The organism is Flagellimonas meridianipacifica (assembly GCF_003001695.1).
Lineage (GTDB): Bacteria > Bacteroidota > Bacteroidia > Flavobacteriales > Flavobacteriaceae > Flagellimonas > Flagellimonas meridianipacifica.
The window spans coordinates 1,611,476-1,625,371 of sequence record NZ_PVYX01000002.1; the positions used below are offsets into that span (position 1 = coordinate 1,611,476).

At 39.6% G+C, this 13,896-nt stretch carries 13 protein-coding genes; 10 read left to right on the forward strand and 3 right to left on the reverse strand.

Features of this window, described 5'->3' with window-relative positions; all coding sequences use genetic code 11:
* The first annotated feature begins 1 nt into the window (after position 1).
* The 7 genes from CLV81_RS17435 to CLV81_RS17465 all read left to right on the forward strand — a co-directional run bounded on the left by CLV81_RS17435 (position 2) and on the right by CLV81_RS17465 (position 8,517).
* Complete coding sequence (locus CLV81_RS17435; protein WP_106146795.1) at positions 2-949, forward strand: alpha-E domain-containing protein; 948 nt, start codon at positions 2-4, stop codon at positions 947-949.
* Between the two features lie 34 nt (positions 950-983).
* The gene (locus CLV81_RS17440; protein ID WP_106146797.1) at positions 984-1,838 is read left to right on the forward strand and encodes a transglutaminase-like domain-containing protein; all 855 of its coding nucleotides are present in this window, start codon (positions 984-986) and stop codon (positions 1,836-1,838) included.
* A gap of 42 nt (positions 1,839-1,880) precedes the next feature.
* Positions 1,881-2,976, forward strand: a protein-coding gene (gene prfB, locus CLV81_RS17445) for a peptide chain release factor 2 (protein WP_146129936.1) whose coding sequence is annotated in 2 segments (ribosomal slippage) — positions 1,881-1,943 and positions 1,945-2,976 — 1,095 coding nt in all. Because the reading frame shifts where the segments join, the coding sequence is not laid out codon by codon here.
* 119 nt (positions 2,977-3,095) lie between these two features.
* A complete protein-coding gene (arsC, locus tag CLV81_RS17450) occupies positions 3,096-3,437 on the forward strand; it encodes an arsenate reductase (glutaredoxin) (RefSeq protein WP_106146801.1) in 342 nt (113 codons plus the stop codon).
* Positions 3,438-3,527: 90 nt separating this feature from the next.
* Positions 3,528-3,980, forward strand: a complete 453-nt coding sequence (locus CLV81_RS17455; RefSeq protein ID WP_106146803.1) for a hypothetical protein — start codon at positions 3,528-3,530, stop codon at positions 3,978-3,980.
* 3 nt (positions 3,981-3,983) lie between these two features.
* Positions 3,984-6,416 (forward strand): TonB-dependent receptor, encoded by a 2,433-nt coding sequence (locus CLV81_RS17460; protein WP_106146805.1) that lies wholly within the window; start codon positions 3,984-3,986, stop codon positions 6,414-6,416.
* Positions 6,417-6,492: 76 nt separating this feature from the next.
* Positions 6,493-8,517: a S9 family peptidase gene (locus tag CLV81_RS17465; RefSeq protein ID WP_106146806.1), complete on the forward strand. Its 2,025-nt coding sequence runs from the start codon at positions 6,493-6,495 to the stop codon at positions 8,515-8,517.
* Between the two features lie 34 nt (positions 8,518-8,551).
* On the opposite strand, the gene CLV81_RS20680 is transcribed toward CLV81_RS17465, so the two are convergent.
* Complete coding sequence (locus CLV81_RS20680) at positions 8,552-8,725, reverse strand: hypothetical protein (protein WP_170068340.1); 174 nt, start codon at positions 8,723-8,725, stop codon at positions 8,552-8,554.
* Positions 8,726-8,790: 65 nt separating this feature from the next.
* Positions 8,791-9,684 carry a DUF2167 domain-containing protein gene (locus tag CLV81_RS17470; RefSeq protein WP_106147690.1) on the reverse strand — a complete coding sequence of 298 codons (894 nt, stop codon included), beginning with the start codon at positions 9,682-9,684 and terminating at the stop codon, positions 8,791-8,793.
* 158 nt (positions 9,685-9,842) lie between these two features.
* Here CLV81_RS17470 and fumC point away from each other — a divergent pair, with 158 nt between their 5' ends.
* Positions 9,843-11,240 carry a class II fumarate hydratase gene (fumC, locus tag CLV81_RS17475; RefSeq protein WP_106146808.1) on the forward strand — a complete coding sequence of 466 codons (1,398 nt, stop codon included), beginning with the start codon at positions 9,843-9,845 and terminating at the stop codon, positions 11,238-11,240.
* 75 nt (positions 11,241-11,315) lie between these two features.
* On the opposite strand, the gene CLV81_RS17480 is transcribed toward fumC, so the two are convergent.
* Positions 11,316-12,203, reverse strand: coding sequence for a hypothetical protein (locus tag CLV81_RS17480; RefSeq protein WP_106146810.1), 888 nt, complete (start codon positions 12,201-12,203; stop codon positions 11,316-11,318).
* A 165-nt stretch (positions 12,204-12,368) separates the two neighbouring features.
* On the opposite strand from CLV81_RS17480, the gene CLV81_RS17485 reads away from it, so the two are divergent.
* Positions 12,369-13,139 (forward strand): MBL fold metallo-hydrolase, encoded by a 771-nt coding sequence (locus tag CLV81_RS17485; RefSeq protein ID WP_106146812.1) that lies wholly within the window; start codon positions 12,369-12,371, stop codon positions 13,137-13,139.
* Positions 13,140-13,202: 63 nt separating this feature from the next.
* Positions 13,203-13,892, forward strand: a complete 690-nt coding sequence (locus CLV81_RS17490) for a hypothetical protein (protein ID WP_106146814.1) — start codon at positions 13,203-13,205, stop codon at positions 13,890-13,892.
* Positions 13,893-13,896 lie beyond the last annotated feature (4 nt).

Here is a 13,896-nt window from a genome sequence, read left to right on the forward strand (position 1 = left end):
TATGCTGGCTAGGGTAGCTAATAATCTTTTCTGGATGGGCCGCTATATCGAAAGGTCTGAACATATAGCGAGATACTTGAATGTCAACTATTTTTCTTCTCTCGATGCTCCCAACGAACTTTCCCAATCCCGACAATTTGTGCTTCGCTCCTTCCTCTTTATGATAGGTGAACCTGAAATTGACCCGGAAAAGGTGTTGGAAGAAGAAAAAGTGTTGTTCAATATTGGGCTTGACCCAGATTCATACTATTCCATTATCAATAATGTTAAGGCAGCCAGGGAAAATGCCAATGGAGCTCGAGATTTAATTTCCACGGAACTTTACGAAGCCATCAATAAATTCTACCATTTTGTGTTGAACTACAATCCCGAGTATTTTGTAAAAAAAGGGCTTTACGACTATAGTATGAATGTTATGGAGCGTACCGCCATTCTACGAGGCAAAATTCGAGGGACCCTTTTGCATGACGAAGTCTATTCCATCATTATGTTGGGGGTTAATATAGAACGGGCCACCCAAATCATACGAATTATAAATGCAAAATATCATGATGCCCTTTTGGCTCAAGGCAGTTACGGCGACAAAATGGGAAACAGTTTCGAATGGTCTACTTTATTGAAATGTGCCGAATCCTATGATATGATGCGACGTTTTTACCGAAAAACACCAAATATCATATGTACTTTGGAGTTTTTGGTACTTAATGGTACTTGTCCCAGGTCTGTTATGAACAGTATGAATCAAGTAAGCAAACATTTGCATGAATTAGATTTGGATAAAAACCCTAAAAAGAATTCCTCTGCATTTCTTGCAGGAAAACTTCGCTCAGAAATTGAATTCATGAATGTAGAGGATATTGAGCAGGATGTAAAATTGTTCATCCAGCGAATTTTGGAGCAACTTTACAATATTTCCAAAAGGATGGAAGAGGAATTTTTCAAGTATTGAAAACTATTCACGTATTTTACGCCTTATTTTTTCAATGCCCACTGAATTTGCCATAACATATAGCACCCAAAACGAATATGAATCCTTAGTAAATGGAGCGTTCTGGCAATTTTTGATTATCCCTGAAGAGAACGATACGCAACAACTACTGGATTGGGAGATGAAGTCGAATATTCAACTGGATCAAAATGAATCCGTTAATGGTTTAGGGTTTAAATCCATCCATGCACATACCAAGGAAAAGTTTACCAAAGCTGATTTTAAAGCCTCCTTTCGAGTACAAAAGAAATCCAGCAATCCTTTTGATTTTATCCCCAATCAAAATTGGCAAGCAGATTTGGAGGAAATACAATCCATAGCCTTCAGAACGGTTAATGAGATTTTTCTCAGAAAGACCAGATTCACTGAATTACCGTCGGATTTCACAACCATTTTCCCATTCAATGCAAACAAGAACGTTTTTGAAAATCTAATGGCTCTGAATCACTGGGTTTTTGTTCATCTCTTTTTTAAGGTAGGTGTTACCCATGTTGACACTCCCCTACAGGAGATTATTGAGAAACGACATGGTGTATGTCAGGATTTTACGCATTTGTTTTTGGCTATTGCGAGAGCGAATCACATCCCTGCCAGATACGTCTCAGGGTATCTGCATCAAGGAAATGGATATTTTGGGGATTCACAAATGCACGCTTGGGCCGAAGCCTACGTACCCCAGGCAGGCTGGGTTGGTTTTGACCCTACTAATGATATTTTGGTAGCAAATGACCACATCAAGATTTGCCATGGTTTGGATTATTCGGATTGTTCACCTCTTAAAGGTGTGGTGTATTCCTCAGGAGGAAATAAAACTTCACATTCCATAGAAGTTAGGTCTTCACAACAGTAAATCTTTTATCCGAAGGATGTATTTTAGCACAAATTTTCACAAATGGTTACCACAGATCAACATAAAGATCTTATTGAACGCCTTGGTGCGTTAAGGAGGTATCTTTGACATTGATGTCAAACTTATCGAAATAGAAAACGAGGAAGAAAAAACCCTTGCTCCTGGTTTCTGGGACAATCCCCAAAAAGCGCAAATTCAGATGCAATCCCTCAAATCCAAAAAAAAATGGGTCGAGGACTTTAATATTGCAGAAACTCTAGCTGGAGATTTGGAGGTTCTTGTTGAATTTCACCAAGCTGGGGAAGTAGAAGAATCTGAAGTGGAACAACAGTTTGAAAAGACTTTGGAAGCTGTGCAGAATCTTGAATTCAAGAATATGCTTTCTGATGAAGGAGATGAACTTACCGCGGTACTTCAAATTACAGCTGGCGCAGGAGGAACCGAGAGTTGTGATTGGGCAGCTATGCTTATGCGTATGTACATCATGTGGGGAGAAAAGAATAGGTATAAAATCAAAGAGCTTAATTATCAGGAAGGCGATGTTGCAGGAATAAAGACAGTAACTCTTGAAATTGAGGGAGAATTTGCATTCGGTTGGCTAAAAGGAGAAAATGGCGTTCATCGCTTGGTGCGTATTTCTCCATTTGATAGCAATGCCAAAAGGCATACTTCGTTTGCATCTGTTTATGTTTATCCTTTGGTTGACGATAGCATTGAAATTGACATCAACCCATCGGATATTGAGATTACAACAGCTCGTTCCAGTGGAGCAGGAGGGCAAAATGTCAACAAGGTTGAAACCAAAGTGCAACTGGTTCATAAGCCCACTGGAATACAGATTTCATGTTCAGACTCTCGTTCGCAGCATGATAATAGGGCCACGGCTTTAAAAATGCTAAAGTCTCAACTCTATGAAATTGAACTTAGGAAGAAACAAGAGGCCAGGGCCGAAATCGAGTCTTCCAAAATGAAGATTGAGTGGGGCTCTCAGATTCGGAACTATGTGATGCATCCATATAAATTAGTAAAAGATGTTAGAACAAGTGAGGAAACTGGCAATGTAGACGCAGTAATGGACGGAGACATAAATCCTTTTTTAAAAGCCTATCTAATGATGATGGGGCAGAAGGAGGAATAATTCTGAAGTCTGATGTCTGATGCCTGATGTCTGATGTCTGATGTCTGATGTCTGATGTCTGATGTCGGTTGAATAAAAAATGGTTTTATCAATTGTTTATTAGAAATAGTTAATGCAAGATGATTAAGATTTACCATAATCCAAGGTGTAGAAAATCGAGAGAAGGGCTTGCCTTTTTGGAAGCAGGCGGGCATGATTTTGAAGAGATTCGATATCTTGACAATCCTGTTAGCAAAGAAGAACTGGTATCAGTAATTAAAAAACTGGGGATACCTCCTCAACAACTTGTTCGTACTTCAGAATCCATATGGAAAGAGAACTATAAGGGAAAATCACTTACAGATGATGAAGTTATCAATGCCATGGTTCAACATCCAAAGCTTATAGAGCGGCCAATAGTAATCAATAATGACAAAGCAGTTGTAGCTAGACCTGCCGAAAAAATAAAAGAAATACTCTAAGCTCCTTTAAGAATAGCTTATTTTTACAAATCTGTAAGGAACGATTATTGCTGTATACTTTGCTAACAACGAATTGAAAAACTTTGCAAAATGAAAAAATCACTACTTCTTACCACAGTTTTGCTGATGATTGGATTGGTGGGTATTCAATCAGTTAGTGCTCAATTTGGAAATAGATTTGGCAGACAACGTAGCACGGTCCCTCAGGCTCAACCCACTCCCAAGGAACCAGAGCCAATTACAGCTGAAGGTGTTGTCAATGAACGTATGCCTTCGATTACAGAAGCCTTGGAACTAAATCCATTTGAAGAAGCAGTGGTCCGTACCACTTTGACAAAATATGTCCAGAAAAAACTGGAGCTCCAAATATTAAAGCTTGAACCAAAAAAAATGCAAGAGGAGTATGAAAGATTGGGCAAGCTTCAAAATGAGGAACTAAAAGCTGGATTACCCGAAGACAAATACCAAGCATATCTCGAACTCGAAAAGAACAGATTCAAAGCAAAAAAGAAAAAAAAGAAAAAGAAGAAAAACAAAGAGTGACATATGCGAAAACTCTTCTTGGGGCTAGTGCTTCTCTTAGCTTTATCATTACAAGCACAAAGACCCCAAAACCTGCCCCAGATTAAGCTTTCTGGAACAGTTATCGATAAAGATACAGGTCAACCCTTAGAGTATGCTACTTTGGTATTGCAAAGTGTGCGCAATCCAGATGTAATCACCGGAGGAATAACCGATATTTTTGGAAATTTTGAAGTGGAAACTCCTATTGGCAGATACAATATATCTGTTGAATACATTTCCTATTCTACCTACAAATTGGAAAACCAACTTCTGCGGTCCAATACGGACTTAGGGCAAATTGCTTTGAGTTTGGACGTCTCCCAATTGGATGAAGTTGAGGTAATTGCCGAACGAACCACAGTGGAACTTCGATTGGATAAGAAAATATACAATGTAGGTAAAGATTTGACGGTACGCGGAGGAACAGTTAGCGATGTTCTGGATAACGTACCTTCGGTCTCGGTAGATGTAGAGGGTAATGTACAACTCAGAGGAAATGATGATGTACGCATTCTCATAAATGGAAAACCTTCTGCCATCACAGGTCTCAACAGCACAGATGCATTGCGACAATTACCCGCCGAATCCATTGAAAAGGTAGAAGTTATTACCTCTCCCTCCGCTCGCTATGACGCAGAAGGTTCTGGAGGCATCATCAACATTATACTTAGAAGAAGTAAGCTCCAAGGTCTGAATGGAGCACTTACTGGAAATTTGGGATACCCTTATTCAGCAGGAATAAATGGAAATCTTAATTTGAGAACTGGGGCCCTCAATATTTTCACAAATACCGGTTACAACTATCGTGAGAGTCCGGGCAATTCGTTAAATGATACGGACTTTTTTGATCAAGATGGGGTTTTTACGAATTCAATTCGGGAGGAAAGGGATTTTGAAAGAATTCGAAAAGGATTGAATGCCAACTTTGGAGTTGAATGGTACGTTGGAGAAAATACCTCAATTACGAATTCGGTCTTTATTAGGGATAGGAATAATTCCAGTGAAACCACAAATAACTTTAGTCAAACCAACTCTGATGGAGTTACAACAGGTGGTTTTCGTTTTGACCCCGAAACAGAAGATGATAACACCTTTCAGTATGCATTCAACTTTGACACGCAATTCAATGAAAATTCGCAGCATAAGTTGACATTTGCCTTCCAGTACGAAACTAGTGACGAGGTAGAAGAATCGTTGATTGTGCAAAATGGGTTTGACAGTGAAAGTGTTCGCACCGCGGAAGACCAGCAAAGGTTGTTTTTTCAAATGGACTATGTAGTACCACTTGGGAAAAATGCACAGTTCGAACTGGGATATCGTGGAGATTTTAATCAACTGGATACAGATTATGATGTGATTTTCATTAACCCAACTCTGGATGAACTAGGCATTACCGACCCAAGTAATTTATTGGATTTTGAACAGCGTATCAATGCATTTTACACGCAATACGGAAATAAGTTCGGCAAATTTTCATTTCTCGGTGGACTTCGGTACGAAGCCACTAAACAAATCGTAAACCAACTCGAGACGAATGACTTTAATGAAAATGATTTCAATGGACTATTCCCTACACTTAACTTAAATTATGAGTTCAATGAGGGGGAAAGTTTCCAATTCGGATACAACCGAAGAATCCGAAGACCCCGCTCTTTTTTCCTGAATCCTTTCCCCTCCCGGTCCAGTCCGACCAATCTGTTTCAAGGAAACCCCAATTTAGCGCCTTCTTTTTCCAACCAAGTTGATCTAGGCTATTTAAAGCGATTTAAGAAGCTGACCTTAAACGGGTCCATTTACTATCAAAGGGCCACGGATGTGATAACATTTATTACTGAAGAAACTGGAGAAACCACCCTCTTTGATGGTGAAATAGTGAACATCCTTCGTCGCACCCCAGTCAATTTAGCGGAAAATGAACGATATGGTTTTGAAATCACTACCAACTTTCGACCAACCCGCAAATGGAACCTTAATGGAAACGTCAATATTTTCAACTTGATTACCCGAGGTGATTTCAATGGTCAGAATTTTGATGCTGAAAACTTGAGTTGGTTTATTCGCGTAAACAATAAAATTACCTTGCCGAAAAGCATAGATTGGCAGACCCGTATCTTCTATAGAGGACCCACCGAAAATGCACAGACCAGAAATCAAGGTATTTTTTCTCTTAACCTTGCTTTCAGTAAAGACTTTTTCCAAGAAAAAGCTTCTTTAGCCTTTAATATCAATGATGCGTTCAATAGCAGAAGAAGGGTGAGCGAAACCGTTACCCCCTTTTTCAACACAGACAGTGAATTCCAATTTAGGGTAAGGAGTTACAACCTTTCCTTTACGTACAGGTTCAACCAAAAGAAAAAAAGAGGCGGGGACAGGAACCGGAATTTTGATGGAGACGGAGAAGAATTTGGAACCTGATAGGGTTCGTTTTGCTTGCTTTAATACCGTGAAAATTTCTTACCTTTAGAAGAATCCACAACTAAAAAACTCACCTATGAAGAATACACTCATTATTCTATTTTCATTAATTCTGGTTCCTAGCTTTGGACAGGAAAAGACAAGACTTTCATTGGATCATTACGAAAACTACGAATGGACATCAAATCCTACGCTCTCTCCAGATGGGAAACAAATCCTTTACTCAAGAACATGGATAAATCTAGTGGATGACACAAGAGAGACTGATTTATGGATTATGAATAGTAACGGTTCCACTAACCGATTTTTCTTGAATGGTTCTAACGGTAAATGGTCTCCGGACGGAACAAAAATCGCTTTTACTAAAAAAGGTGAGCCTAGTGGAACGCAAATTTTTGTAAAATACTTGGGAGTTGAAGGAGAACCTACGCAGATAACCAAACTTGAGAAATCACCTTCTAGTATGGAGTGGTCGCCCGATAGTAAACATATTGCTTTCATAATGCACGTAGACTCAGAACCTGCGTTGAAGCCCCAAGGCGTTCCTTCACCTCCAAAAGGAGCATCCTGGACCAAATCGCCTCAAGTTGTTGATCAGGTGGACTACACCCAAGATCGGGTTGGCTTTCTTGAACGAGGATTCCGTCAATTGTTCATTGTACCAGCAGATGGAGGAACGGCTAGACAAATCACAATAGGGGAGTATGACGATGTGTCAAGAGGAATCACCTGGACAAAAGACAGTAAATCAATCATATTCAGTAGCTATCAGAAGCCAGAGGCTGAATATGCCCGAGGGCATTCTAACCTCTACGCAGTAAATATCAATTCCCTAGAAGTAAAGGAGATTACATCACGTGATGGGGCGGAATCTTCGCCCAGGGTCTCTCCTGATGGTTCTAAAATCGCTTTTATTGGGTCCACATGGTCAAAAAACTTCTATCATGACCGCAAAATGTACATTATGGATTCTGATGGTTCAAACATGAAATGCATCACTACAAGTCTTGACCAAACACCTAGCGCTCCTATCTGGGATGCCAAGAGCTCGGGTGTTTATTTCAATGTAAGAGAATATGGCCAAAGCAATGTTTACTATGTTGATACTAAAGGGAAAGTGAAGAAGATAACGAACGGAAACCACATGCTAACCATGAATGACCTAGCGGGTAGTCTTGCGGTAGCCACCTGGAGCGACCCCTCAAATCCCAGTGACATAGTAACCTTTCCGATCGAGAAGGCTAAGGATATCCAACGTCTTACCAATGTAAACGATGATATTTTTTACAATGTGGAGTTCGGGCAGGTTGAGGAAATCAAATATAATTCAGTGGATGGCAAAGAAGTACAAGGATGGATTGTTAAACCCCCTCGGTTTGATGCGAACAAAAAATATCCCTTGGTACTTCGTATTCATGGAGGTCCACATGGTATGTATCATGTAGGATTCAACTATAACTTTCAATTGCATGCCGCACAGGACCAAGTCGTTCTCTATACAAATCCCAGAGGTTCCACAGGGTACGGATATGATTTTGCAAATGCCATCCAAAACGCTTACCCAGGCAATGATTATGACGATATCATGGCAGGAGTGGATGAGGTGATAGCCAAAGGATATATCGATGAAAACAAAATGTATGTATATGGCGGAAGTGGTGGTGGAGTCCTGACTAGCTGGATAGTAGGACAAACCGATAGATTTGCTGCAGCCTCTGTAAACTACCCAGTTACCAATTGGTTTTCTTTTGTAGGAACAACTGATGGTGCTGGTTGGTATTATAATTTCGAAAAGTACCCCTGGGAAGACCCCAGTGAGCATATCAAAAGGTCACCATTGATGTATGTGGGAAATGTTAAAACCCCTACTATGCTAATGTGCGGAGAAGAAGACTTGAGAACCCCTATTTCTCAAACTGAAGAGTATTACCAAGCCTTAAAAATGAACAAGGTCCCAACTGTTATGGTAAGGTTTAACAAGGAATACCACGGTACCAGCAGTAAACCCTCCAACTTTTTAAGAACTCATGGCTATATCAACGCATGGTTTGATAGACATGCGGTGAAGAAAAAATCAATGGAGGAAATAAAGACAAAGTAGTTAAATAAAAAAGGAGCTTAACAGCTCCTTTTTTTTATTCGTTTCGTGCAGCTCTTTTAGCCGCGCGTTTCTCTTTATACATTTCCATAAGATTGCCAAACAACCAATAGGGGACAACAAAAGTTAACAAGAAAATCATTAGCCAAAAGCCAATGGTTAAAATGGTCAAGAACGCTAAAAATCCTAAATATTGGTCGAATTCGAACATAGTCTTACTTTTTGCACCACAAAGATACAATGAAAAAAAAACAAAACGCAAATGCTACTTTGGTTTTATGACTCTTTTGATCCAAAGATTTTTTTTCTAAATGCACTGAAAACACCAACTACTCCTATGGCAATAAATTTCCAGAACTTAAGAAGAATGGCAAAGAAACCTGCTTTTGCCAATATTTTCCCAGCAATAAGGCCCCCTATACCATAAGCTGCCACTTCATCAAAATCTGGATTAAAATCTGAATATCGGTATCCTTCATTGAACTCTGTACTTGCAATAACTTGATCAATGTTCTGTTGAACAAGGCCCAACTGATCCATATCACTAATTGCATTTAAGTTAAGGTATCCTTTCCTGCCAAGAATCCTAATATTATAGTTCAAGGTATTTATATCTTCCCCTTGAAACTTGATTTCCTTGGCCCAATACAGCTTTTTGGTTTCATTGTCATAATAGGGAGGTGCTGCCCATCCCTCAATCTCAATTGTTGGATATCCTTCTGCAGAACGTCTGTCATTTTCTTCCAATGCACTTTCCTGCATCTCTTCCAATAAATCATCATAATCTATGTCTTCAGCATCGTCATCTTCAATATATCCCTCTTCAGAGTAAGTGATTTCAATAGCATAGGTAAAGTTTTCGCCTATGATGTCTGTTTTTTCGGGAAACAACATTCCTAAACATTCAGACGGCGGATTTCCCCAAAGGTCAGTTAATACAGTCTGACTTTGTTCACCGTCCAAAAATTTAAACCCAGTTGGGACGCTAAGCGTTGCTAAATCAACCCCTAAGGTAATTTTCCCTTGTTGGAAATTAAAAGAGTTGTTAATGCTATCCAGAGCTTTTTGATATGCAGCTTCATCGAATTCCAAATTCGTAGCTGTAGAATCAATTTGTCCAAAAGCAGTCAACGAAAAAAATGCTAGTGTAATTAAAAGTAGGTTTTTCATGGTTTGGGTGTTTTTAATAATAAGGTTATTGGTAACCAAATAAGTTTAAGGGTATAACGCCTTTATGTTGAATTTAGTTCAACTACCATTGTTTGTCCTTATTATTTAATGAAGTTTTGATGACTTATCTTTACAAATATTAAACAGCAACATTTCAAATGGATTTCAGAATTGAAAAAGATACGATGGGCGAAGTACAGGTTCCATCAGATAAATATTGGGGTGCCCAAACTGAGCGTTCCAGAAACAATTTTAAAATTGGCCCTGCAGCTTCCATGCCTTTGGATGTGGTGTATGGCTTTGCCTATCTCAAGAAAGCAGCGGCATATACCAATCATGAATTGGGCGTGCTTCCTGTGGAGAAGCGAGACTTAATCGCCCAAGTATGTGATGAAATTCTGGAAGGAAAACACGATGACCAATTCCCTCTGGTCATCTGGCAGACCGGCTCAGGTACACAAAGCAATATGAACGTTAATGAGGTTATTGCGAATCGTGCTCATGAGATAGCCGGAAAAACCATTGGAGAAGGGGAAAAAACCATACAGCCCAATGATGATGTCAATAAGAGTCAATCATCTAATGACACCTTTCCTACGGGAATGCACATTGCTGCGTACAAAAAAATTGTAGAAGTTACCATTCCAGGCATTGAGCAGTTAAGAAATACGCTTCACGCAAAGTCCAACGCTTTTACCGAAGTGGTAAAGATTGGCCGTACCCATCTAATGGATGCCACTCCCCTAACCTTGGGCCAAGAGTTCTCCGGTTATGTATCCCAACTGGACCATGGATTAAAAGCGTTGAAAAACACTTTAGACCACTTAAGTGAGTTGGCATTAGGTGGGACAGCAGTAGGAACGGGTTTAAATACTCCAAAAGGATATGATGTTTTGGTCGCTAAATACATTGCGGAATTCACTGGACTACCCTTTAAAACGGCCGAAAACAAATTTGAGGCTTTGGCTTCCCACGATGGCATAGTTGAAAGTCATGGAGCGCTAAAACAACTGGCTGTTTCCTTAAATAAAATTGCAAATGATATTCGGATGATGGCTTCTGGACCTCGCTCCGGAATTGGGGAGATAATCATACCCGCCAATGAACCAGGTAGTTCAATTATGCCAGGCAAAGTAAATCCAACACAATGTGAGGCACTGACCATGGTGTGCGCCCAGGTTATGGGCAATGATGTCGCGGTAAGTGTTGGGGGGACGCAGGGACATTACGAACTTAATGTATTCAAGCCTATGATGGCAGCCAATATTCTACAATCCGCCCAACTCTTGGGAGACGCTTGTGTGAGTTTTGATGTGAATTGTGCCGTGGGTATAGAACCCAACCACGAGGTAATTAAAACCTTATTGAACAATTCCCTAATGTTGGTTACCGCATTGAATACCAAAATTGGGTACTACAAGGCCGCGGAGATTGCCAATACCGCACACAAAAATGGAACTACCTTAAGAGAGGAGGCGATAAATCTGGGCTATGTTACCGCTGAAGAATATGATGAGTGGGTAAAACCCGAAGATATGGTGGGAAGTTTAAAATGAATTACCCTAAGATTAAGCTCAAAAAAAAGCCCGTTCAACTAGGAACGGGCTTTTTAATATGATGGATAGTGTATATTATTTCAAGGAAAACTTGGAAGTTCCCAATAGTTTCAGACCGTTGTCATAAACATTTACCATATAATTTCCTTTTTGGAAGTCACTGGCTGGTTTGTTGATATAATCACATACATCCAAAGAACTGTTTTCGTAGTAGAAGTTTGTTCCTTTACTATAGGTAATGGAAGCACCTTCTTCACTAGATTTGGTGTAGCTATCACCCAAAACATTACCTTGAGGATCAAGAACCTCAATGAAGAATTCTCTGTCTCCAGCTTCGGCAATTACATTGTCAGCAACAGTGAAACATACTTTGAATTTATCAGTAGCTTTTGCTCTTGCAGTAGAAACCAATTTACCATTGTTTCTTTCTCTAACTGCATCTACACTAAAAGTAGATAGGCTTAGTGCAGAACCTCTTTCAACAGCATCAGCCAATTGTGTGTTCTGTACAATCAATGAATCATTGAAAACCGTTTGCTTTTCCAACTCAACAAAAGTGCTGTCACGCTCCATGGCCAATAAAGTATTGGATTGAGTCAAAGAATCAACCTGCTTCAACAACTCTTCTCTTTCCTTTTTCAAAACGCTTACTTGTCTTCTGTAACGAGAAAGGGAAGCAATATCGGTCTTCATAGCTTGCACAGAATCGATGTACTTAGCAATATTGTCTCTAGCAGCAACCAACTCTTCATTCGTAGCGTTGCTTTCCAAAATAGCTTTGTCATACTCAGATTTCAAGCTATTTAAATCTTCAACAACCAAATCCTTCTCTTGTTGAAGTGCTGTGGTTGTCTTCTTTTTATCTTGGTAAAGACTTACAGTGTAGATGATGGTTCCCAAAAGTACTACCCCTAGTAGACCTGCTATTACCTTTAATCCGTTGTTACTTTTTGTTTCAGTCATAACTTAGTAATTAATTGACACTTAATTTGGTGTGTTTATCAACCGTGTTCGGATTATATACGCTCGGGTTTTCATTTTGGATTTTATTCATGAAATAAAAAACAAGAAAAAGATTTGGCAAAGTCCTGAATCCCTTAATTTTATGGGTATTGGAAACCTTGTGTCATGAAAAAAAAAATTCACCTTGTCTACCTTTTTCTCCTATTACCAATAACCGTATCTCAAGTTTGTGCCCAAAAAAACATCTCAAAAACTAGTGAACACGATGATATTCAAATCATTCCCATTGAACATGCAACAGCGGTTTTAGAATGGAAAGGGATTACCATTTATATAGACCCAGTAGGAGGCAGAGAAGCCTTTAAAGATGTAGCAATCCCCGATTTAATCTTGATTACAGATATCCACGGAGACCATTTTAGCTTGAAAACCCTTCAAGAATTGGATACCCACAATGCAAAAATCATGGTCCCCCAAGCTGTGGCTGATATGATTCCAGATGAATTCACTCCTCAAATTGATGTTTTGAACAATGGGGATAATAAAGAACGATACGGAATACATGTTGAGGCTATTCCTATGTACAACCTGCGAGAAGAGGCGTTGAAATTCCATCCCAAAGGACGCGGAAACGGTTATATTCTGAATTTGGGAAGTAAACGCGTTTATTTTTCAGGAGACACGGAGGATATTCCTGAAATGCGAAATCTCAAAAACATTGATAAGGCCTTTGTCTGTATGAACCTTCCTTACACCATGACCGTAGAAAGTGCTGCAGATGCCGTTCTGGCGTTTTCCCCTAAAGAGGTTTATCCCTATCATTATCGTGGAAAGCCAAACGTGAGTGATGTGGATAAGTTTGAGTCAATAATAGACGCAAAAGGGGAAAATATTACCGTTGTTCGATTAGATTGGTATCCTAACGATGATTTTTAGGATAATATACTAATACACACTTCCCTTCGTTCTCCCATAAGATTAACCCAAATCAACTTAACCATGGCACAAAAAACATACATGGTCAGTATTTCTCTGCTTCTGTCCATTTTTGCATCGGCACAGACCAATCGCTGTGATAATTTATACGCCAAAGTCACTTATGGCTTAAGTCATACCAAAAAAGCTATGACGGCTACCAACTTTGAGCACCAAATGTATTATGCCGAAAGAGCTTATACCGCATTGGAAAAGTCAAAGGAATATCAATCTGAATGTGGCTGTACGAAATTGGAGGACCAAACTTTAGATGTAATGGAAGTTTTGGAAAAGGCCATCGAACCTTTTGATTGGGAAGCCGGCCGTTTTTACACCAAAAAGTCAATGGCAATGATAAATGAACTCATTACCTCAATTGATGAATGTACCCAAAATGACCCTGCTCCCGTTGTTGTAGAGGATAGTGACAATGTCACCTTGGAGCATGAAGCCTATACTCAAAAACAAGAAAAGCAATCTTCTACTGAAAGTCTAGAAAACGAGATGGCCAAAGTGTTTCAGGCCCATGCCGAAGCAAGACTGGATTCTGCAAAAAAGGCTGTGGAGAAGCTGGTATTACTCTCCAAAACGTACAATCCACATTCCAGTACTAAGGAAAGTGAAACCAATAGTTTGGTAGCACAACAACGAGCTTACTTGGAAGAAGCCAAAAAGATTCTCGAAGAAGGTATACAGGCGCTCGGAGAGAAATAGACTC